This window comes from Marinobacter xiaoshiensis (assembly GCF_031631795.1).
GTDB classification, from domain to species: Bacteria; Pseudomonadota; Gammaproteobacteria; order Pseudomonadales; family Oleiphilaceae; genus Marinobacter; species Marinobacter xiaoshiensis.
In genome coordinates this window covers 670,910-693,272 of sequence record NZ_JAVMBO010000017.1, presented here as the reverse complement: position 1 = coordinate 693,272, position 22,363 = coordinate 670,910, and the positions used below count along the sequence as shown (strand labels likewise).

The 22,363-nt window shown below is 53.8% G+C and carries 22 protein-coding genes; 6 read left to right on the top strand and 16 right to left on the bottom strand.

Annotated elements, in window-relative coordinates; all coding sequences use genetic code 11:
- The first annotated feature begins 181 nt into the window (after positions 1-181).
- Complete coding sequence (locus RKA07_RS15030) at positions 182-658, top strand: hypothetical protein (protein ID WP_200368890.1); 477 nt, start codon at positions 182-184, stop codon at positions 656-658.
- A 38-nt stretch (positions 659-696) separates the two neighbouring features.
- Here RKA07_RS15030 and RKA07_RS15025 read toward each other — a convergent pair whose 3' ends face one another.
- Positions 697-1,581, bottom strand: coding sequence for a bile acid:sodium symporter family protein (locus RKA07_RS15025; protein ID WP_200202815.1), 885 nt, complete (start codon positions 1,579-1,581; stop codon positions 697-699).
- A 238-nt stretch (positions 1,582-1,819) separates the two neighbouring features.
- Between RKA07_RS15025 and RKA07_RS15020 the strand changes: the two genes are divergently transcribed.
- Positions 1,820-3,262: a WS/DGAT/MGAT family O-acyltransferase gene (locus RKA07_RS15020; protein ID WP_310966681.1), complete on the top strand. Its 1,443-nt coding sequence runs from the start codon at positions 1,820-1,822 to the stop codon at positions 3,260-3,262.
- Positions 3,263-3,280: 18 nt separating this feature from the next.
- Here RKA07_RS15020 and RKA07_RS15015 read toward each other — a convergent pair whose 3' ends face one another.
- Positions 3,281-3,910 carry a TetR family transcriptional regulator gene (locus RKA07_RS15015; protein WP_200202817.1) on the bottom strand — a complete coding sequence of 210 codons (630 nt, stop codon included), beginning with the start codon at positions 3,908-3,910 and terminating at the stop codon, positions 3,281-3,283.
- Positions 3,911-4,104: 194 nt separating this feature from the next.
- Between RKA07_RS15015 and RKA07_RS15010 the strand changes: the two genes are divergently transcribed.
- Positions 4,105-5,220: a ferredoxin reductase gene (locus RKA07_RS15010; protein ID WP_310966680.1), complete on the top strand. Its 1,116-nt coding sequence runs from the start codon at positions 4,105-4,107 to the stop codon at positions 5,218-5,220.
- Positions 5,221-5,231: 11 nt separating this feature from the next.
- The gene (locus RKA07_RS15005; protein WP_200202819.1) at positions 5,232-6,311 is read left to right on the top strand and encodes a fatty acid desaturase family protein; all 1,080 of its coding nucleotides are present in this window, start codon (positions 5,232-5,234) and stop codon (positions 6,309-6,311) included.
- A gap of 34 nt (positions 6,312-6,345) precedes the next feature.
- On the opposite strand, the gene RKA07_RS15000 is transcribed toward RKA07_RS15005, so the two are convergent.
- The 3 genes from RKA07_RS15000 to RKA07_RS14990 are packed head-to-tail and all read right to left on the bottom strand — an operon-like array spanning position 6,346 to position 7,444.
- Complete coding sequence (locus RKA07_RS15000; protein WP_200202820.1) at positions 6,346-6,783, bottom strand: RrF2 family transcriptional regulator; 438 nt, start codon at positions 6,781-6,783, stop codon at positions 6,346-6,348.
- A gap of 29 nt (positions 6,784-6,812) precedes the next feature.
- Positions 6,813-7,181: a YbaN family protein gene (locus tag RKA07_RS14995; protein ID WP_200202821.1), complete on the bottom strand. Its 369-nt coding sequence runs from the start codon at positions 7,179-7,181 to the stop codon at positions 6,813-6,815.
- A 47-nt stretch (positions 7,182-7,228) separates the two neighbouring features.
- Positions 7,229-7,444, bottom strand: a complete 216-nt coding sequence (locus RKA07_RS14990) for a hypothetical protein (protein WP_200368886.1) — start codon at positions 7,442-7,444, stop codon at positions 7,229-7,231.
- 242 nt (positions 7,445-7,686) lie between these two features.
- Between RKA07_RS14990 and moaA the strand changes: the two genes are divergently transcribed.
- Positions 7,687-8,679 carry a GTP 3',8-cyclase MoaA gene (gene moaA, locus RKA07_RS14985; RefSeq protein ID WP_200202823.1) on the top strand — a complete coding sequence of 331 codons (993 nt, stop codon included), beginning with the start codon at positions 7,687-7,689 and terminating at the stop codon, positions 8,677-8,679.
- An 81-nt stretch (positions 8,680-8,760) separates the two neighbouring features.
- Complete coding sequence (locus tag RKA07_RS14980) at positions 8,761-10,491, top strand: thiamine pyrophosphate-binding protein (protein WP_310966679.1); 1,731 nt, start codon at positions 8,761-8,763, stop codon at positions 10,489-10,491.
- Here RKA07_RS14980 and RKA07_RS14975 read toward each other — a convergent pair.
- The 11 genes from RKA07_RS14975 to narJ all read right to left on the bottom strand — a co-directional run bounded on the left by RKA07_RS14975 (position 10,488) and on the right by narJ (position 22,363).
- Positions 10,488-11,054, bottom strand: a complete 567-nt coding sequence (locus RKA07_RS14975) for a nitrous oxide reductase accessory protein NosL (RefSeq protein WP_310966678.1) — start codon at positions 11,052-11,054, stop codon at positions 10,488-10,490. The two genes, RKA07_RS14980 and RKA07_RS14975, sit on opposite strands and share 4 nt — an antisense overlap.
- Positions 11,055-11,096: 42 nt before the next feature.
- Positions 11,097-11,927: an ABC transporter permease gene (locus RKA07_RS14970; RefSeq protein WP_200202826.1), complete on the bottom strand. Its 831-nt coding sequence runs from the start codon at positions 11,925-11,927 to the stop codon at positions 11,097-11,099.
- Positions 11,924-12,856: an ABC transporter ATP-binding protein gene (locus RKA07_RS14965; protein ID WP_200202827.1), complete on the bottom strand. Its 933-nt coding sequence runs from the start codon at positions 12,854-12,856 to the stop codon at positions 11,924-11,926. Before RKA07_RS14965 ends, RKA07_RS14970 begins: the two co-directional genes overlap by 4 nt.
- Entirely contained in the window at positions 12,856-14,121 is a 1,266-nt protein-coding gene (locus RKA07_RS14960; RefSeq protein ID WP_310966677.1) for a nitrous oxide reductase family maturation protein NosD, read from the bottom strand. Before RKA07_RS14960 ends, RKA07_RS14965 begins: the two co-directional genes overlap by 1 nt.
- A gap of 290 nt (positions 14,122-14,411) precedes the next feature.
- A complete protein-coding gene (gene nosZ / locus RKA07_RS14955; protein WP_200368882.1) occupies positions 14,412-16,307 on the bottom strand; it encodes a TAT-dependent nitrous-oxide reductase in 1,896 nt (631 codons plus the stop codon).
- A 73-nt stretch (positions 16,308-16,380) separates the two neighbouring features.
- Positions 16,381-18,477 (bottom strand): transcriptional regulator NosR, encoded by a 2,097-nt coding sequence (gene nosR, locus RKA07_RS14950; RefSeq protein WP_310966755.1) that lies wholly within the window; start codon positions 18,475-18,477, stop codon positions 16,381-16,383.
- Between the two features lie 179 nt (positions 18,478-18,656).
- A complete protein-coding gene (locus tag RKA07_RS14945) occupies positions 18,657-19,058 on the bottom strand; it encodes a ribonucleotide reductase subunit alpha (protein WP_200202830.1) in 402 nt (133 codons plus the stop codon).
- Between the two features lie 23 nt (positions 19,059-19,081).
- Complete coding sequence (locus RKA07_RS14940) at positions 19,082-19,831, bottom strand: Crp/Fnr family transcriptional regulator (protein ID WP_200202831.1); 750 nt, start codon at positions 19,829-19,831, stop codon at positions 19,082-19,084.
- Positions 19,832-20,010: 179 nt separating this feature from the next.
- On the bottom strand, positions 20,011-20,817 hold the full coding sequence (locus tag RKA07_RS14935) for a peptidylprolyl isomerase (protein WP_200368881.1): 807 nt from the start codon (positions 20,815-20,817) through the stop codon (positions 20,011-20,013).
- A gap of 92 nt (positions 20,818-20,909) precedes the next feature.
- Positions 20,910-21,587, bottom strand: coding sequence for a respiratory nitrate reductase subunit gamma (gene narI / locus RKA07_RS14930; protein WP_200369575.1), 678 nt, complete (start codon positions 21,585-21,587; stop codon positions 20,910-20,912).
- A gap of 23 nt (positions 21,588-21,610) precedes the next feature.
- Positions 21,611-22,363, bottom strand: coding sequence for a nitrate reductase molybdenum cofactor assembly chaperone (gene narJ, locus RKA07_RS14925; protein ID WP_200368880.1), 753 nt, complete (start codon positions 22,361-22,363; stop codon positions 21,611-21,613).

Sequence of the window (22,363 nt, the reverse complement as noted above, 5' to 3'; positions counted from 1 at the left end):
GTCAGAGCCAACATGAATGAACCATGAACGAAACACTCACCCTCCTGCAAGCAGGCGTTACTTAAGATGCACTCAACGCTCAGGAAGCCCTGCATCAGCCAGCTTGCCTCGGGCGCATTGCCACAAGCACTGAAAAGACGATTGAAAGACACATTGCAACCAACGAGTCAGGAGTAACACTATGAAAAAACTTATCGCATCTGTACTTGCCGCCAGCCTTGTTGCCGCACCACTGGCCTTTGCATCCGGAACCATTGACGACGCCAAACGCGCCATCCAGATCGGTTCAGACTATGGTATTTCCCACTTTCACAGCATTGAACTGGAAGATGACCGCAACGATGATGGCAGCATGGAAATCGAAGGCTGGGTAGATGGGGAGTGGTTTGTCGAGCTGGATGTAAGCAGCGATGGCACCATTAAAAAAGAAGAGCGCCGCAAGCGTACAGATGGCCCCTGGGGCCTGTCTGCCGCCGAAGTATCTGATTACATTGATGCCAGTATGAATCAGGGCATGAGCCGGATTGAGGAAATCAGCATCAACGCCAAAGGCGATATTGAAGTGGAAGGTGATAATGCCGACGGGTATGAGTTGGAAATCGATTTCCGCAATGGCAGTCTGGAGCCTACCAAAATAGATAAAGACGGCCGGAAGTAATTACCTGATCATCGCCGGCGAGGGAGCGCCGGCAGCTCCTACTCCCCAAGGCCCGCCGTGGTTTTGGGGATAACGCGCCGACCATACATAGCCAGCAAAAATCCGATCGGGAACATGAGCACGCCGTAGACCGCTGCCGGAATGGACATAGTGCTGGACTCCAGCAGAGTGAGCGTGACCATCAGGCCAATCGTTCCATTCTTAACTCCCAGTTCCACCGCCACCGCCAGGGATTCCCGCTGCGTCAGGCTGGCTGCACGGCCGGCGAGCAAACCGATAAAAATGCCCGCCCCGTTCAGCAACAGCGTTGCCGGTCCCGCTTGCGCCAGCAGCTTCCAGATCTGATCCCGCGTTCCGTAGACAAGCGCCACAATCAGCACCGCCAGCACAATGCCGCCAAACACACTCACAATACTCTCTGCCTTGCGCGCCACTTCAGGTTTGCGAGAACGCACCAGCATACCTATCGCCACCGGCAACAGAACAATACCAACCAGCATGCCAATGGTTTTCCCTACCGGCAGCGTAATGTCCTCTTCGGTACCCATGTAAAACTGAAGAGCCATATTGGTGATCAGTGGCAGAGTAATAATGGTAATCAGGCTGGCGCTGACGGTCAGCACAATGGAGAGGGCGATATTACCCCGGGCAAGCAGTACAAACAGGTTGGAGGTGGTTCCACCGGGGCAGGCGGCAATAATAATCAACCCCACCGCGATGGCGGGCGGCAGTGCCAGTAATGACGCCAACGCAAAGGCAATAATGGGCATTAATACAATCTGCGCGACTGTGCCCACAACCATGCCTTTGGGGTAAACGGCCACCTGGCGAAAATCACGAAGGGTGAGGGTCATGCCTATACCGATCATAATAATAAACAGAGCGATTGGCAGTCCGGCTGAGATAAGGGGGCTGGATTCCACAGCGCCTCCGATGTTGTTGTTTTTATTAATCCAATACTGTGAACCTATCACAAGCGTTTCACTTTCGGGAGCATGAATGTAACAAAAGCCTCGAACAGCTTGTGATCCATTCTTACTTTTTTTCATCCAGGTGATCGTCTGTAGGGTCTGCAACCCGTATACTTGCAAGCAACAACTAAAAGTCCAACTTTTCAAAGTCCAACTTTCAAGCCCCCAATTGGGCAGAGGTGCGCAAGGAATGAAACGCCTGGGAACACTGGATGCCTCGTGGCTCGCTGTAGAGTCTGAAGACACACCAATGCATGTCGGTAACATGCTGATCTTTTCGCTACCGGAGGGTGCTCCTGACACCTTCCTTCGCGATATGGTGCGCAGCATGAAGGAAACCGGGGAAATTGCGCCCCCCTGGTGTACAAAACTTGCCTGGTCAGGCGCGATCGGCCGGCTAATTGCACCGGCCTGGATACGCGATAAGAATCTCGATCTTGACTACCACGTACGCCACTCAGCCCTGCCAAAACCTGGCGGCGAAAGGGAACTCGGCGTTCTGGTATCGCGCCTGCACTCCAACCCTCTTGATTTCGCTCGCCCGCTCTGGGAATGCCACGTTATTGAAGGTTTGGAAAACAACCGCTTTGCGCTTTACACCAAAATGCACCACTCAATGATTGATGGTATCAGTGGCGTGCGTTTACTCCAGCGGGTTTTGAGCAAAGACCCTGGTGAGCGAGGCATGTTGCCGCCTTGGGCTATGCGGCCAGAAAGGCTCAAACCCCGCAAGAGCGAGACCAGGCAAAGTGTTCCCGCCATTTTTTCTCAGGCATTGGGGGCGGTCAAACTGCAGGCTGATATGGCACCCACGCTGCTGCGTGCGGGTAACCGTCTCATGCAGTCTGCTCGCCACCCGGAGACCGGCCTTACTGCACCCTTTGCCGGGCCGGTATCCAAGATCAACCACCGGGTAACAGGCCAGCGTCGCTTCGCCACGCAGCACTACCAGCTTGACCGCCTGAAAGATCTGGCCCACATATCCAAGTCATCCCTGAACGACATCGTTCTTTATCTATGCGGCACGGCACTTCGGCGCTTTCTGATGGAGCAGGGTGATCTGCCAAATACCGCTCTTACAGCAGGCATTCCCGTAAACATACGGCCTGCAGATGATCAGGGCACGGGCACGGCAATCAGCTTTATGATCGCATCTCTGGCCACAAACGAATCCGATCCACTTACTCGTTTGCAGAACATCAAGACATCCACCCATCAAGCAAAAGAACACCTGCAAAAGCTGCCAAAGAGCGCCCTCACCCAGTACACCATGCTGCTGATGTCGCCTTATATTCTGCAGCTTCTATCAGGCCTTGGCGGCCGTATGCGCCCAGTGTTCAACGTTACCATCTCGAACGTACCCGGCCCTCAGGAACCCTTGTATTACGAGGGTGCCAAACTGGAAGCCATGTATCCGGTTTCGTTGATTGCCCATGGCGGCGCACTGAACATTACCTGCCTGAGCTACGCGGGATCGTTGAACTTCGGGTTTACCGGATGCCGGGATACCCTGCCCAGCATGCAGAAGCTTGCGGTGTACACAGGAGAAGCTTTGGATGAACTGGAGAAGTTGATTCTTCCGCCCAAGCGCAAACCGAAAAAAGCACGGGCCAGCAAAAGCACGAAGCCTTGACCGCAGGCAGCCCTGTGTTCAGGGCTGCGGGTTGTTCCAGTGGGCCGCACCCACAAAGATAAGCTGAAGGAAGCGGCATGTTCGCTTCCTTATTTGCTCTACCTGATACTCGTCTTCTGCCGACACACCGATCAGATCTGTAAGGCTGAAGGCCACACTGCGAACTACCAGATCACAGGTCATATCCAGATCGCCATCTGAAAGATGATCCGCCATTTTCAGACGCCGCAAATCGTTCGCCAGCTCACTGGCAAAATACCGCATTTCACTGCGAATACCGTCCTGAATAGCCCGACTTTCACCGGCTAGTCCCTGCGCCATAAACAGAAAAAAGCTGCGGTTTGCCTGGGCGTGACTGACAAAAATCCCCACCGACTCTTCAATCAGCTTGTCCGCCTGAAGCACGTTTTCCCGCGCCTCCCGCATCATTCGGCGCAGGACTAGTCCAAGCTCATCAACCAGCTGCAGCCCGAGATCGTCCATATTGCGGAAGTGCCGGTAAAACGATGTGGGCACCACGCCAGCCTGGCGGGTCACCTCACGAATACCAAGACTGGCAAAATGCCTGCCCTTGCCCACCAATGTAAGCACCGCACTCATCAGCTTGTCACGGGTTTCACCGGGCTTGCGCCTTTTTCGTTCCGACATCACCTGCCCATACTGCCGTTATCATTGAGTCCAAGTCACAAGTGTACACAGACGAGGACTTTAAAACACCGGAGACTTGTCATATTGCGCCAAAGAAACCATCTCCATTGTGCGCCCGAAAGGCCATGTGTACAGTCGTACACAACATGTGAACAAGTGTACACATTGGTCAGGCCGCATAAGGAGAAAGCATCATGCTGGCAAGAATTCCCCAAACACGAGCTCTGCACTGGCTAGGAAGGCAGCTTTTTAACCGGAATGATCCGGCTGCTTTCTTCGATCCATTGCTTGAGACACTCAACCCCATGCTGGTGCAGGGGCAAACCCTCGCAAGGGTTGAGCAAGTAATTCAGGAAACCTCTGATACCCGCACATTTACACTGAAACCTGCCGCACGCTGGGCGGGTTTTCAAGCGGGCCAACACGTAAACATTTGCGTTGAAATTGATGGCGTTCAGCGCACCCGCACCTTCAGTCTTTCAAGTTCCCCGGAGTTGTGGGCCAAACAAGGGCTTGTCACCTTGACCATCAAACGTCTGCCGGGCGGCCTGGTAACCAACTGGCTGCACGACAACCTGAGTGAGGGTCAGGTGCTGGGACTGGGCGAGGCCTTCGGCGATTTCCTGCTGCCAGAACCCCCGCAGCCTGTGCTCTTTATTGCCGGCGGTAGCGGGATTACGCCCGTTTTAAGCCATCTGGAAACTATGGCAGCTCAGGATTTCCGGGCACCGGTCACTCTGCTCTATTTCGTGCGCACCCAGCAGGACATCATTGCCGCCGAGCGTTTGCATGCTCTTGAACGCCGCTACAGCGCGCTGACTTTGAGAATCATCGCGACGGATGAAAGCGACAAACCCCGGTACTTAAAAAGCCAGGACCTGAGCACTGTGCCCGGGCTCAAAGCAAGGCAGGTCTACCTGTGCGGCCCCAAGGGACTGATGGACCTGGCCAACAAGCAATTGCACGAGCATGGCATACGCAAAAAAGACATCCACAGCACCTTTTTTTCCACCGCAGCGCCGGCACTGAATGCCGACCTTGCGAACCAGGTTCTTGGCGGCAAGGTTCAGTTTGGAAAGAGCAATCTGGAAGCCAGTTCTGAGGGCGACGCCAGTCTTCTGGAAATCGCAGAGGCGTCCGGTCTTTCGCCCCGCCACGGCTGTCGTATGGGCATATGCCACCAATGCAGCTGCCGCAAAACCAGCGGCACAGTGATTAACCGGCTCACAGGCAAGGCTTCCGGGCCAGGGGAAGAGAGCGTTCAGCTTTGCATATCCATCCCCCATGGCCCTGTCACCATCGAGATTTAAGGAGCAACCCCATGTCACAGATGACCGAAGACCAGCTCCAGGAATTGGCACAAGATCTGAACAGCATCCGCGATGAAATCGTCGCGGATCTGGGAGAGCGTGACGCCAATTACATTCGCCGCGTAATTCGCTTGCACCGCGCCCTCGAAGTGGGTGGCCGGGTAATGATGCCGTTCGGTTTTATCCCACCCGTTTTTGTGGCGGCAACGGTCTCGCTGGGCCTTTCCAAAATCATAGAGAACATGGAAATTGGCCATAACGTGATGCACGGCCAGTATGACTGGATGAACGACCCCTCTCTGCATTCTCAAACCTACGAGTGGGACACCGCCTGTTCATCCGACTCCTGGCGCCGCACGCACAATTACGAACACCACACCTACACCAACATCATCGGCAAGGATCGGGACTACGGCTATGCACTGCTGCGCCTGAGTGATGACGAACAATGGCATCCGGCCCACAGCCTGCAGTTTTTAAGCTATGTGATGCTCAGCGTGTTCTTCCAGTGGGGCGTTGGCTTGCATGAACTGGAGTTTGAGCGGGTAAGGCGCGGCGAGATTCGCCTGCGCGACAAGCTTCCGTTTTTGAAAGACGCGCTTCACAAAGGTGGGCGTCAAGCCTTCAAGGATTATGTGTTCTTTCCGCTCATTACCTTTCCTGTGGCGCCCATCGTGCTGGCCGGAAACCTTGGCGCCAACCTGATGCGCAATCTGTGGTCGTCCACGGTGATTTTCTGCGGCCACTTTACGGAGGACGCTGAAACCTTTGATGAGAAAGACTGCGAGAATGAAAGCAAGGGGCACTGGTATCTGCGCCAGCTTACCGGCTCGTCAAACTTCACCGGCAACAAACTTATACACCTGCTTAGCGGGCACTTGAGTTATCAGATAGAGCATCACGTTTTCCCGGACCTGCCAGCACACCGGTACCCCGAGGTTTCCGAAAGGGTTCAGAGCGTCTGCCGCAAGCATGGCATCCGCTACAACACCGGTAGTTTCAGGCACCAATACGGCACGGTCGTAAAAAGAATACTGAAGTACTCGTTACCGGACCGTTTGCGCATGAGGCTTGAGAGCCAACCGGCCTGAAACAGGCCGGGAATGGAAAAGCAAAAAGGGGATATCAGGCGATCTGAAGCAGTCTTAATAATTGCGGTTGATGCTGCTCATTCATGATGTCTTTCAGCGTGTACTTATCGAGCACCGAGAGGAACGCCTGCAAGGCCTCCCCAAATATGGGTTTAAGACCACAAACCGGGGAGATTTTGCAGGTGTTTTTAGAGGAGTAACACTCAACAAGACTGAGGTCATGCTCTGTGTCACGCACCAGCACACCCACGTTGATGTCTTCAGGCGCCCTGTGCAATCTCATACCACCTTTTTTCCCACGCACCGTTTCAATGTAACCCTTCTTGTTAAGCTGGTGCACGACCTTCATCAGATGGTTTTTGGAAATGTCGTAGCTGTCTGCAATTTCCTGGATCGTTGTCAGGCGATCACCCTGCACCGTAAGATAAATCAACACGCGAAGCGAGTAATCGGTGTAACGGGTAATGTGCATTCAACACTCCGGTTATTCTGTGAAAGCGGTCAGTACGAGGGTCTGGTAAGCAAATAAGACGCTACACCCGCGAGGAAAGTTCCCGAGATGGCCAAAACCACAGTGGCAGCGCCCATCGCGAACAAAATTCCCCAGCTCAGCAACATCATGCCACATGCGAGAACTTTGGCCCTTAAGGGTATAACCCTATTCCGGCGCCAATCCCTGATAGCAGGACCAAAAGACGGATGCTCTTCAAGCCAGCTGGCAAAAGCGGGGGAGCCCTTGCTCGCAAAAAAGGCCGCCAGCAGCACAAAGGGCGTGGTCGGCAACAATGGCAAGACCACCCCGATTGCGGCTAACCCTATGGATATGTACGCAAGAACCCTGAAACCGGTCTTTCCGGATCGCACGGTCATAGCGGGACCCTCAGCACTGTTCAATCTTTCACCTATTCTATCGCTAATCAGTGAACAGGTCTCCCCAAGCGGCTTAAAAACACGAGCCGTGCGACGTAGGATATTTTGATACCAACGGCAAACAACAAGGTCCCCACATGGGCCAGGACTTGAATCATCATGGGAAACCGGCCTGCCAGCGGATACGCCATCAAGACTGTGGCAACCAACCCAATCAGAGACCACACCATCGCACTATTGGCTCGAAACAGCAGTTTTTCCATTCTATCCCCCAGCAAAATATTTTCTGGCTTACGCCGCCAGCCATTAACATGTATTTTATAGTAATGTTACGGTCAAAAATCAATCATTTTCTGACCGGATCAAAAAGACCCGCACAATGCTTGCCATTAAACTGAGCTGCCAGGCTTACCCCGCGAGGGGTATCTGATTAGGGGTTTGATTCTGCGATACTGGAGCTATACTCAATCCGTAAGCGCATTCAGCAGTTACAGGAAAGAAACCAATGCCCAACAGCAAGCTGACAGACCGTTTTGGCAGAACCGTCAACTACGTACGCCTGTCCGTTACCGACCGCTGCGACTTCCGCTGCGTTTATTGCATGGCAGAGGAGATGACTTTTCTCCCCCGGCAACAGGTTCTGACGCTTGAGGAGATTGCCCGGGTTGCCAAAACATTTGTATCCCTGGGCACGGAAAAAATCCGTCTTACAGGTGGCGAGCCTCTGGTTCGCAAAGACATTATTGAGCTGGTTCGGGAGATAGGCACCTACGGCCTGCGTGATTTCGCCATGACCACCAATGGCAGCCAGCTGCCCACCATGGCAGAACCTCTGCGCAAAGCGGGCCTGAAGCGACTGAATATCAGCCTGGACTCTCTGGACCCGGAAAAATTCGCAAGCATTACGCGCACCGGCAAACTGTCGCGGGTACTGGAAGGCATAGACGCTGCAAAAGACGCCGGCTTTAAAGGCATCAAGCTGAACACCGTTGTAATGAAAGGCGGGAATGATCACGAAGTTCCGGATTTGATCGAGTTTGCCCGGAAGAAAAACGTCGACATTACCTTTATCGAAGAAATGCCTTTGGGCGAGATTTCCGAGCACGATCGCGGGCAGGCACTGTGCACCAGTGATGAGGTGCGCGACATTGTTCGCCAACACCACGACCTGATGCCAACCCCTGAAGACTCAGGCGGCCCCGCTCGCTATTACCGAATGTCAGACAGCCCAATCAAGGTAGGCTTCATTTCGCCCCACTCCCACAACTTTTGCTCCACTTGCAATCGGGTGCGGGTAACCGTTGAAGGCCGATTACTTCTATGCTTGGGTAACGAGCATTCTGTAGACCTTCGCCGGGTACTTCGGGGCCACCCGGTGACCGATGACAAACTGCGGCAAACCATCATAGACTCCATGGACCTGAAGCCGGAGCGTCATCACTTCTCCAGCAACGGCGATGTGCAGATCCTGCGCTTCATGAATATGACCGGAGGGTGATCCCCTCCGGTATTAGTCACGCTCCCCGCCAAACCATGCAAAGCACTGCTAACCCACAATAATAATTATCAGGGCATACCCATGAAGAAAACTGGCGCGACTCTCGTTCGCCATGCGTTGGAACAGCTCGGCATACGTCGCACATTCGGCATCCCAGGCGTTCACACCACCGAAATCTATGATGAACTGAACCGCTCAGAAAGCATTGAGCCAACCCTTGTCACCCATGAGTGTGGTGGAGCCTTCATGGCCGATGCCATCAGCCGCACCGGTGCCGAACTTGGCACCATGCTGATCGTACCGGCGGCAGGTGTTACCCACGCTGCCAGCGGCATTGGTGAAGCGGGTATCGATGGCATCCCCATGATGATCATTTCCGGTGGAATCCATTCAGAATCCGGACACAGATACCAACTCCATGAGATGGATCAGCACGCTCTGCTCAAACCGATCACCAAAAAGACCTGGCGCATTGCCAGCCACCGGGAAATCATCCCTACCCTTTACGAAGCCTACGACATAGCCATGGGCGGCGAGCCCGGGCCGGTCTTTATCGAAATCCCGGTCAACATAAGCAATTTTTTGGGCGACGTGGATGACATGCCTCTTTACAAGGCGCCACCCGAACCAAAGCAGCCAGAGCAGTCGCTGGTTGATGCCGCAGCCCAGGCACTGGTGCAAGCAAAGCAACCGGGAATTTTCGCAGGTTGGGGTTCGGTTGATGCACAGGCTGAGCTGATCGAGCTGGCAGAACTGCTGGATGCACCCGTTTCAACAACCCTTCAGGGCCTTAGCGCCTTCCCGGGCAACCACCCTCTGCACACCGGGATGGGCATGGGTAATTACGCGGTTCCTGCAGCAACCAATGCTTTCGCAAAGATAGATTGCCTGTTAGCTATAGGAACCCGGTTCTCCGAAATCCCCACCGGAAGCTATGGCATTAACCCGCCAGAAACCCTGATTCACATGGACATCAACCCTGAGGTATTCAGCGCCAACTACCCGGCCAGCCATACCATCGAGGGAGATGCGAGGGTTACACTGCCCGCGCTTCTGAAAGCGGTAAAAACCTTGCAGCCGACTGCAGCCAACACAGGAATTCGCGAGCAGATTGCCCAAGACAAAGCCGCCTACAAGAAAGAGTGGCGGGACCACGACAGCGGCGACCGGGTAAACCCGGAGCTGTTTTTCAGCCACCTGCGCGAACGCCTTGATGACGATGCAATTGTCGTCGCTGACGATGGTAACCATACCTTCCTGGTGGCCGAGCTATTACCCATATTGGGCGCACGGAACTACATGTCTCCCAGCGATTTCAACGCCATGGGCTACTGCGTTCCTGATGCTATCGGTGCAAAGCTGGCAAACCCAAAGCGCCAGGTAGTCGGCATTGTAGGCGACGGGGCTTTACTGATGACTGGCATGGAACTGGTAACCGCTGCGCGCCTTGGCGTCGGAGTGATGATTTTTGTGTTCAACGATGGCGAGTTGTCGCAGATCGCCCAGGCACAGCAAATTCCGTACAACCAGAAGACCTGCACTGTACTTGGCGCAATGGACTACGAGGCATTTGCCAAAGCCGTTGGCGTGGAGTTTGTTTCAATGGCGGGAAATGAGGATATTTCTGACAGCCTGGAGATCGCACTGCTGAAGTCGGCCGCCGGGCGGCCGGTTCTGGTAGACGTGCGCATCGACTATTCCAAATCGACCCGGTTCACCAAAGGCGTGGTAAAAACCAACCTTGGCAGAATGGCAACCCGGGACAAGGTGAGGATTGTAGGACGGGCTCTTTGGAGAAAAGTCCGGCCTTAGTGCTTCATCTCCCCATGCATATCGCTATGCATGTCACCGTGCATATCACCCATGGGCATCTCGGTATTGAGATGCTCGAGGGTGATTGCGTCGTAGCGCAGCATTTCACCACCGTATTCCTTCATGAAATCATGGGCGGCCGCCTCTGTAGAGAAGGACGCCATAGTCTGGCCCATGGCACCTTTGCGTTCTGAACCAATTACGTAAACTGCTTCACGGGCGTCGATCAAAGCCGTGTCGTCAGGGCTGGCCCATTCGGTTTGGCTCATGTCGTGAACGTAGAGAGTATGCTTGCGCATAACGTTCTCTGGCTGCAGTACCCAGGCAAACATGTCGCGAGTGGAGCAGAACTTGTGAACGGTTTGCTCTTTCTCGGTAATAACCTCGCCCTTGGGCCCTGGGAAACGGGTTATAGCCATGCCGCATACGTGGCACTCGTCACCGGATTCAATGTGCACTGGCGCAGGCTTTTCGACAACCTTCTCTGCTTCGCCCGAGCATCCCACCAAAAGCAGTGCGAACATCAACAATAACGGCAGGGATTTTAATTGAGCAAACTTCATGGAGCTCTCCATAGTGTTTTAGCCATAGTGTGGTTACGTGAATCAGATACGGCGGCCACGGAACAGTGCCCAGGCGCCGGCTAAAGGAATAACAAACCAAAGGACCAGTGCCAGCCAAAGCCCGTTCGGGCCAATGGGCAAATCAGAACCAAGACTAAGAACACCGCTAAGCTGAGTGCTATCACTAAAAGTAACTATGTTCAGCAAACGGTATATGTCGGTCGGGTTGAGCAGCAGAAGCCATGGCAACAACTCCGGGTTGAACTCGCCCTGGCTGGCGACCAGCATGCCCAGCAACAATAAATCGAAAATAAGCACAAAAAAGAACCAGATCGCCAAGGCCAATCCAGCGGCAATGGGCTTCTCACTGACCCGCACACTAACCACATACGCTAGCGCAATGAAGCTCCAACCCAGCAGAGTGGTAGAAATAATAAAGCGCAGCATGGCGACAGCCAGCGCACCAACGGCAACGTCTTTTACCAGTATGGCAATGGCAACACCCGCTACGCCAAACCCTATCAAGGTAGCCAGAGCCAATGTCAGCCCGTGCCCCAGAAACTTACCGAACAACAGCTGCCCACGGCTTAGTGGGTAGGTCATCAACAACAGAAGCGTGCCGCCCTCTTCCTCACCCACAATGGCGTCGTAGGCGAGTAACAGAGCAATGAGCGGGATCAGGAAGATACCCAGGCTCGCCAGGCTGGCGATGGTTGCAGGGGTAGACGCATAACCCACCTGCCCGGAAGCCGCTGCACCAAACCAGGCAATGCCCACCGCAAGGGTAGCAAACACTAATGCAATGGCGATCAGCCAACGGTTGCGCAGGCTGTCGCTTAACTCTTTACGCGCAATGGTCCAAATGCTGTTCATTGGGCGCCTCCTCGATGAGCAAGGCCACCAGACCCGATAAAGTGCACGTACACATCCTCCAGAGTCGGCTCGTAAATACCCAGATCACGCACCTGGCCCGATTCCATTAACGCTTTCACCAAGTCCATCTTCTCGGCGGGCCGAACATCCACGTGAAGCCGCCCATTTTCGTGTCGCATCATCAACCCCGCAGAAGCCTTGGCATCATTCACAACCGTTTCCAGCGCTGCCACAGTGCCTTCGGGCTCAATAGACAGCGTTGTGGCCATGTTGGCCTGCCTGCGCAGTGAAGCAAGGTCTCCCGCCGCCTTCAGACTGCCATCGGTCAGAATCGCGGCCCTATCAATATAAGGCTCTACACCCGGAAGTACGTGGGAGCACAAAACAATGCCCGTTCCATCATCCCGCAGCGTGCGCAACAAACGGTAAAGGTCAGCGGTAGCAATAGGGTCGAGGCCTACCGTAGGTTCATCCAGCATCAGCAGACGCGGCTTTCCAAGCAAAGCCTGAGCAAGGCCCAGGCGCTGGCGCATGCCTTTGGAATAGGTTTTGACCCGTGCATCCATGGCATCATCCAACCCCACCTGCCCCAGCAACTCAGGAACCTGGCGCAGATTAGCGCCTTTCAGGCGTGCAAAATGCGCCAGGATTTCGCGACCAGTCAGCTGCGGGTAGAACATGACATTTTCAGGCAAGTAGCCGATGTACTGGCTGATTTTAGGATCGCCCGCTTCGCCACCAAGCACAGATACCTTACCTTGGGACGGCGTCATCAACCCCAGAATCAGCTTGATGCTGGTGGTTTTGCCAGCGCCATTGTGGCCAAACAACCCGAGGATCTCTCCGGGCTCAAGGCGCAGATCAACGCCATTCAGCACCAGCGCTTTATCATACCGGTAGCTCACATTCTCAAGACGAAAACAGCTCATCAGGACTCCGGCTCCAACAATTTTGGGGGGCTCATCAAGGGGTGAGAATCTTTGACACCCGCGGCCTTAACAACAGGAAACGCTTCCTGAACCCAACGCAGCGTATCCACCGCTGGACTGAACATCAGGATTTTTGCTTCAGGGTAGGTCCATAACAGACGATCAACATTATCGTTGGGCTCATAAGGCACATCACCAATGCCATCCTGGTTACGATCCCAGCCCAGGTAATCACTCCAGAAATTGCCCACACCGTCCTTCGACCACTCCTGGGTGCGCAGCGCTACATATTTGACCTGGCGCTGATTGTTGATAAACGCATTACGGAAAACGTGATTGTCTTCCGAGCCTGCGGTCAGGTGAATGCCTACACCGCTGTCCCGAAACACATTATTTTCGAAGGTATTGTACAAAGAGTTATAAATGAAAACGGCCTTACCCTCTGCCCCGGAAACTGACACCCCGGCAGTCTGGCCTTGAGACACCCCTGAAACCACATTCCCCCGCAGCACCGACTGGGTAATAAAGTTCATCAGAATGCCGTAATTCTCATCGTTCTCGGAACGGTTATTGATCACCGTTAGACGCTTACTCTGCATCAACGCATAACCGGTTCGAGTGCCTTGGGTCACATTGCCTTCCAGGAGGTTGTCCATGGAATACATGTAGTGAATCCCGTAACGCAAATCCGCCATGGTGTTATTGCGAATCCTGTTCTTGTTCGCCGTCTCAATATAAATCGCATCCCGGGTCTGGCGAATATCATTACCTTCAATCAGCGCACCGGTGGTATTGAACAGATGGATACCATTACCCCGATCGTTCGGGCGAACTCTCGCATCGCCACAAATCGTATTGTTCCTCACCGTCGCATCTGGCGCCGCATCCAGCCAGATACCAAACGCCGTACCCTGCAGATCGCTGTTCTCCACCGTCGCGCCACGGGCCTCTCGCTTTACGAAAACGCCTGCATTAAGTTGGTTCAAGTCCGTACCCCAGTTACGGATACGGCACCCTGAAAGGGTTACATCCTCTGCCTCAATCACCACCGCATTGCCCGCACCGCCACCATCAATCAGTGTTTCCGGGCGGCAAGCCACAGTCACCCCCGGCACCCGAATGGCCATAGGGGGAAGGATTTCAGAAGGGAGTTCAAAGGTAGCGCCAGGCTGCAGAGCATCCAGCTGTTGCTGAATATCAGCCTGCGCGGTCAGCGATAGCACGGCGACTGTCAGGGCCACCCCTAAACGCAAATTGTGGTGCATTAAATAAGTTCTCGAACTAAGAGCGACTGCCAAATTCGGGCAAGGGACTGGAAGAGCGCTTTTCAAAACTGTGCGGAGCCATGGGTGGAGTGCGAAGCACTTCACGGGCAAGCCATGGACGGCTTGCCCAGGACCTTTAGCGCGACGCAGGAGCATTAGCGCTAAAGGGCGCAGCCAAGCGTACACGGACGTATCCACAGCGTGTTTTGAAAAGCGCTCTTCCAGTGTCTTGCTACTCCAAAGTCAGAAAAACCGGAGCCCGTCACAGGGCCCCGGATTTCATAGCTAAATCAGGCCTTCTCTACCAACATCCGGCCAGTCATCTCCATGTGCAGAGCGTGACAGAACCAGTTGCAGTAGTACCAATGAACGCCCGGTCTATCCGCAACAAAGGTCACCGAAGACGTCTGCTGAGGGCTGATCTCCATGCTCACGCCGTGGTTTACCATACAGAAACCGTGAGTCACATCCTCAATGGTATCCTGGTTGGTAACATACACAGTCACCTCGTCGCCCTGTTTTACCTTGAACTCATTCAAGCCAAACATAGGTGCAACCGACGTCATGTATACGCGAACCTTGTTACCGTCGCGAATCACCTTGTTGTCAGACTCCAGCGTAACGCCATCTTTCTCTGCCTGAGCACGAGCACCGGCGAAATACGGATCGTCGCGAGTGTATACCTTCTTGGTCTTGATCTGATCACGACGAACCAGAATACAGTCGTGTGGCTCTGCGAACGCAGGACCATCGTGAACCAGCTTCATTTCCTCGCCAGAAATATCGATCAACTGATCGTTCTCCGGGTGCAGAGGGCCAACCGGCAGGAAACGGTCCTTCGAGAACTTCGACAACACAACCAGCCACTTGCCATCGGCATCGCGGGATTCCGTCAGAGACGCATGGTTATGGCCTGGCTGATAATGCACATCCAGCTTCTGGCGCAGGTAGTTCACCTTTTCACCATTGTAGTGCTTGATGGCATCTGCAATGTTCCACTTGGCTACCTGACTGTCGATAAATAGCGTGGTGTATGCGTTACCACGGCCATCGTAGGTAGTATGCAGAGGCCCAAGACCCAACTCTGGCTCGGCAACAATCACGTCACGAAGTTCAATCTTGTCATCAAACACATCGTCCAGCTTGTCGATGGCAATCACCGAGCAGGTTGGCGACAACTTACCGGCGGCAATGAAGTACTTGCCATCTGGTGAGGTGTTAACGCCGTGCGGATTCTTTGGCACAGGAATGTAACGGGTCAGCCTGGATTTGCCACGGCCATCAACCACTGGAACTTTAGAGTCGCCCAGGGTCTTGAAATCGCCATTCTTGACGGCTTCCTCAATGCGTTCAATGTTGAACACAACTACCCAGTCGCGGTCGTTACGCATGGTACCGGCCAGATCCGTGGCTTTCTCGGAGTTATAGCAGGTAGAAGCCGCATATTTGCCAGTGTAATCGGCGTCGGTGTTGTCCAGGTTGCCGTCTACAATTACCTGCCAGGCGACTTCCATGGTTTCCGCATCCAGTGCGTTAAACATGGTGTAGCTGTTCTCCATGGAGAAATCGCTACCATCGTTGGGATGCGGAATCATATATTCTGCGTTGCAGAACACATACTTGGTGTGCGGCACTTTCTGCAGGCGCAAACCGTGAATAGCCTGCACGTTCGGGATGTGAGTAATCTTGTCGCACTTCATGATATCCAGACGGATACGCGCTACACGAGTGTTGGCTTTATCGTTGATGAACAGGTATTTGCCATCGTAACGACCGTCGGTCATGGAAACGTGCGGGTGGTGACAATCGCCGTTCAGGTAGGTTTTGTCGCGGCCCAGAATATCCTTACTTTCGTTGGTGATACCCCAGCCTGTAGCTGAATCAACGTTGAATACGGGGATCCGCATGATTTCACGCATGGAGGGAACGCCAAGAACACGAACCTCGCCCTGGTGACCACCGCTCCAGAATCCGTAGTATTCGTCCAGCTCGCCTGGCCCAACGTGGATCTTGTTCTGGGCTTCCTTCGCTGCAGCAGCAAAAGACTCACGAGTCATTACAGCACCACCCAGGCCAGCAGCACCCACTGCACCAGCCAGTGCAGTCGCTCCCAGGAAACGGCGACGGCTTAGCCCACTTTCGCCATTTTCGGCAACCTCGGTTCCTAACTCATCTTTCTTTTTCATAGCATTGAACTCCGTTATTGGTAATGGCGGTTCTATTTCTATTTCTGTTTCTCTTTTTTTTGGTTTTACACTGCTACGTCACCTGCACCACTGGAATTCCCTCCGGGTGGCCCGGTGCGTTATGACCACGACGCTTGCCACGACGCTTAACGATAAGCGGAGGACATTTATGGTCATCGAAATAAGTCATCTGGCAATCCAGACAGTAATGACATTCCTGATAGTTGATGGTGCCGTCAGGATGAATAGCCTGAACTTCACATTCCTTGGCACACAGCTGGCAGGGATTGCCACATTCCTTCCGACGCTTCAGCCAGTCGAAAACGCGCAACTTGGTTGGCAGTGCAAGCGCAGCTCCCAGCGGACACATATAGCGGCAGAAGACCTTGCGGGTGAAAATATTCACCACCAGCAGGAGCAGCGCGTAAGTCACGAAGGGCCAGCTACGATCAAAATGCAGGGTGATCGCAGTTTTGAAGGGTTCGATCTCTGCCATTTTCTCAGCCGTCGCCAGGGAGTCCAGAGACACCCCGAACAGCACCAGCAGAATGATGTACTTCAACGCCCACAAGCGCTCATGGATGGGCCAGGGCACGGTGTACTGAGGTATTTTCAAGAACCGTGCAATCTCGTTGATCAGTTCCTGCAAGGCTCCGAATGGGCACAGCCAACCGCAATAAACAGCACGTCCCCATAGCAGCACGATGCCAGCCACGGCAGCCCAGAGCACAAAGATAATCGGATCAATCAGGAAGGTTTCCCAGGTGAAGCCGCTGACCAGACTGTGCACAAACGCCAACACGTTAACGATAGACAACTGGCCCAGCGCATACCAACCAATGAAGAACAGGGTGTAGGTAAGAAATGCGTGGCGAATCCAACGGGTGATCTTTGGCTTTTTCACCAGCCAGTCCTGGAAGAACAGAATCAGTAACAGCACACCAATTCCGATGCCCAGAACGATTACCTGGAACTGGCGCTGATACCAAACCTGAACCCACAGTGGCTGAGACTCCAGCCATTCCTCTTCGGTAAGGACAGGCTCTGCACGGGTGTAATACTGGTCCGGCAGCTGGAATTCGAGTGGAAAGACCTGAAACTCACTGTCCAGAGGGCCCGTCTGACGCTTTACAGTCAGCTCCAGAGTCCAGGGCGCGCCCGGGTCAAAGTTGTGCTGCTGGCGAATAATGAAAATCGCCATTTCCTTGAAGCTGGGCATGCCCGCTGCGTAAACATCGCTGAGGCGGAAAAAGTCGAGGTCGCGGAAGTTGAAGGTATCGCCGTACTGACGAATCTGAACGCGGTCGAATATACCCCCGCGCACATAGCCTGAACCCTTGAAGGAATACTCGCCGTTAGCCATTACGGCAATCGCCTGCTCGCCTTCCTTCAACTCAGACATCAACCAGTCATACTGCTTTTCGCCCAGCAGGTTCCGGCCAATTACAGGTGTATCCAGGTAGGTCGCATACAGATCAATCAGCGGCTCATCACGCTCACCAGGAGCTGCAATTTCAACGCCTTCTGCCTCGGTGCCCTTGAAGGAGTCATCTACCTGACCCTTGCTGAGCAACATGCGGCGAATTGAGCCGTCGCCGGTCAACTCTTCCCAAGTGCGAGGCACAAAACCGTCTTTGATAACCTCGGCCGTTGGCGGACGCTTGGTGCCACTGCCTTCTACAAGCCCAAGCTCGACACCCACCCGATGGGCAGTTCGCATTATGACTTCGTTGATTACCATAACCGTTACTGTGGCACCGGATAGGCCATCAACAGCAATCTTGCGCTCAGTAGAGGTGCCACCAACAGTGACCCGCTGATCTGCCTTCAAGCCGGTGTACTGATCGGTAAAAGCGTGCATTTTGCTTTCGGGAATACCCACAAGAAGTATGGGCTCATCATGGTGAATCACTTTGGCAAAGCGGATAGTGCCTTCGGTATCCAGCACCACCATGGCATTGAGTGGCTTGCCGGAATAGGCAGGAGTCTGGACAAAATCAAGAGACTGATAGGCATAACCTTTCAGCTCGTCATCGGCGTACAGCTCTTGAATGGCTCGGTTGCCTTCCCGTGGTTCAAACCGGGTTACTTCGGGGAAGGCCGATTGGATAACCTGTCGACCGGAGATTGGCTCATACTGGCTGAGCGGCTCGGCCTGAGCCACCGGCATGGTCGCCAGAAACAGGACAAAGAAACAAAAGACACTGCGGAAAATAACGTTCAAAACAAGCTCCCGACGAAACCAACGAATCACTTATGCCTGAATCAAACAGCCTAAGTGATTGTCAGATAAAACAAATACCTCTTTATGGATACTGTTTGCAATGAATGGGAAAACAAAGAGTCAGATCAACCGAGGCTAACCGCGTTCCCACTCTTATCCAACGGAAGGTAATTGCTGACATGTCCCAAACGAATAGACTCAACCATCATGGTCAGTGGCTGCTGGGCTTCATCGGTAGATGGAGGTGTGCCCCCTCTGCCCGACATGGCCGCAACGAATACCACGTCCCATGACTGGCCCGTGCCTTCCGACTCTTCAACCAGTGCTGCAAACTCCAAAACCTCTTCCAGTGCTTTGTCTACGCAGATAACAGGCGTAAGCGCGCCACCCTCGCCTCGCTCGAACGCGGCTTTTTCGTCTGCAGATGCATCATCTGGCAGTTCCGCCCGACAAAAAACAAACAAAAGGCGCTGGGGCTCGTGTTCGCTTTTTGCTGTTTTGATCAAATCACTGTAACTGCTAATCATGAAGACAATATCCTTTCGATTTTCTACTGACTGATTTCGATCAATCGCTTGGGGTCGGAGATAAACAGTTTGCTCCGGTTTACGCGCACAAGTCCGTTGGACTTCAAATCTGCCAAAATCCGCGAAAAGGTTTCCGGTTGCATGGCAAGCCTGGACGCAACCAGACACTTTGGCAAAGGCAATTCCACCTCTCCCCCCTCGGAAACACCATTGGGCAGCAAGTCGATCAGGTATCGGATCAATCGATCACGGGCGTTTTGAACCGTCATAATCTCAAGATCGTGAAACCGGGAAACAGCGCGCTTGGCGTAATGCCGCAGGGCTGCATTGGCGTACTCCGGCTTGCTCTCAAGCAGGTCCTGATAGGCTTTCACCGGAATCATCAGAACTTCACTGGATTTCAATGCCTCAGCGTAGCAGGCATAGCGGGCCGGATCGGCATAAATCATCACTTCTGCAAAGCAGTCGCCAGGGGCAATGCTGTCAAGAGTGCGGTCAATGCCGGAGGAATCCAGCCGATACAAGCGCAAGCGCCCGGATACCACAAAGAAGAAATGGTGGGCCGGCATATCCTGCCGGTAAAGCAGTTGGTGGTGCCCCAGGCGAAGGCGGCGGGATTGCAGTACGAGATTTTCAAAGTCTTCGTCGCTGAGCGTGTTAAACAGGGCGTGGCTGCGCATTGGCTGCAGTCCACTTTCACCGCTGGTGAACTCATTGACCGCCAACACAACAGGTTTGGCGTAGCGGGTTTGTGCAGATTGCGCAGCTATCATTGATTTATCCCCTTTCAAATCATGCATTCAAAATCATGTTTTAGATAATAGGAGGATACTCCTGAAAAATCGCTCCCCCCATGGGGGTAGTATCACGGATACTTGGCAATAATTGACTTAACGCAATATTTCGCATTGCTACCTATTTTCCAGAAAAACGCCCGTGTTCATGTTTTTAATTACTGCATCAAGGGTGAGTCAGGCAGCTCAAGGTCCACACCCTCAACGCCAGTCTCGACGGCCAGAACCTGCAAATACTGGCGAAACGCACGGCGGGTCACACTTTCACTGAGGTACTGACGAATTTGCGGTTTTACATGCTCGTACGGCAGCTGTTCGCCATCAATACGTTGATCGACTCTCACAATGTGCCAGCCGTACCGGCTTTCGATCAATTCCGGGTTCAGGCCCTCTTTGAGCGTCAGTACTGGCCGCTCAAACTCTTCTACGGTCTGCCCCTTGCTTATCTGCCCGAGGCTACCACCCTGGTGACGGGATTCACACGCAGAGTACTGCTTGGCCAGCGGCGCAAACTGGGCGCGGCCTTCGATCAGCGAAGTCAGTAACTGCTGCCCGATTTCTTCCTGACGCATACGCTCCTGCACATCGTCCGGCGCTGCAGCCAGCAGTATGTGGCTCACTGCCATCAGGGTCGGGCTACGGAAGCGCCCGGGATTGGCTGCATGGAAGCGCTCACAGTCGGCTTCGCTGGGTTCCGGCACATCCAGTTCCTGCTCCAGCACCCGGGCAATCATGGCCTCTTCATCCAGCTCTTCTGGTAGCTTCAGCGTTTGGGCCTGCTGTAACAGAAGTTCGCGAATAACAAGACTCTTGGCAGCTTCGTGCCAGGCTTCGGCAACTTCTTCTGCCGGGTGGTGCTGCATTTCCCTGGCAATATCCTCTTCAGATATCAGGGTTTCACCCACATACACTGGCGGAAACTGGTTTCTGGGTTTTTCGGGTTCACCGGTGGGGATAAGTTGCATGGTAGGTCTCCGTATATGTTTTCAGTGGGGCTACCCCCTCTCCCCCAGCCCCTCTCCCGCGAGGGGAGAGGGGCGAGGAAGCGCTTTATCTCTTACGCCCGCTTGCGCACAACCTGGTATTTCCGGCCGAAGTACTCCAGCGGCACACTCAACATGTGCACCAGACGGGTGAACGGGAAGAGTACAAAGATCGTCAAGCCCAGGAACATATGAAGCTTGTAAATCCAATGTACGCCAGCCACGTAGTCTGCAGCGCCACCCTGGAAGGTGAATATTGCCTGTGCCCAGCCTGCCAGTTGCAGCATGGTGCCGCCATCAAGGTGGCCCAGTGTCGGGAAGATAGTCAACAAACCCAGCACAACCTGAACGACCAGTATGATGATGATCATGTTGTCAGCGAAGGTACTGCTGGCCTTGACCCTGGGATCGGTCAGCCGGCGATAGGCCAGCATGGCGCCCCCTACCAGGCACATCACACCTGCAATACCGCCAACCACAATTGCCAACACCTGTTTGGTGCCTGCGGTCATGAACGGCTCGTACATAAAGTGCGGAGTTAACAGGCCAACCAGGTGGCCAAAGAAAATCACCAATATGCCCACGTGGAATAGCACGCTGGCCATTACCATGTTTTTCTTGCTCAACATCTGGGTGGAGTGAGCCTTCCAGGTGAACTGGCCGTGGTCATACCGCGCCCAGGTACCTACAACCATCACTACCAGAGCGATGTACGGATAAATTCCGAAAAGCAGTGTATTCAGATAAGACATCATCTTGGTCTCCTCTTGCGCCTTCAGGCGTCTCTCGCGGCAGCACGCGCCTGAGCGGGCGTTACATCCGTCATCAGATGATCACTGAGGTGAATGGTTTGGGTCTGCTCCATCTCACGGCGGCGCTGGCCAACAACACCACCTGTATTGCAGGAACTGCCCTGGTCATCCACAAACTTCACCATTTCTTCTTCCCAGACCTTGTCCAGCGCTTCCGCTGTATCGTCACGCTCTTCCGAGGCCACGAGTTGTGCCAGTTCCTGACGGTCTGTTTTACGTCCGGACAGTTCCAGCAACGAGTCCATGGCTACGTGATACATACTTTCGCGCTGATACAGACGTTCGCCCAGAAGACCCAGAATGTGGTGGATGTCTTCCAGCCAGTTCTGGATTTCTTCCCAGGGCCGCGTCGACAGATACTCCAGAAACAGCGGAAGGTAATCCGGCAATTCCTTGGCATCGATTTCCAGCCCGTTGGCGCGATATTGCTCCATCAGATCAACCATCGCCTGGCCACGGTCACGGGATTCTCCATGCACGTGCTCAAACAACAACAGCGAGGTGGCGCGGCCCTTATCGAAGGTGCCCGTATAGGCTTCTTCAAGGTCCAGCAGATTACCCTCACACAAGCGGTCAATACACTCGAGCAATTGCTCCTTGTTTTTCCGTGGCAGCCTGCTGTCCTCCAGGACAGCAGCAACCATGGCGTCTTTGGAGGCCTGAAGTTCAGCGGAGGGATACTCCAGAATTCGTGCCAGTACTTTCAATAATTTCAT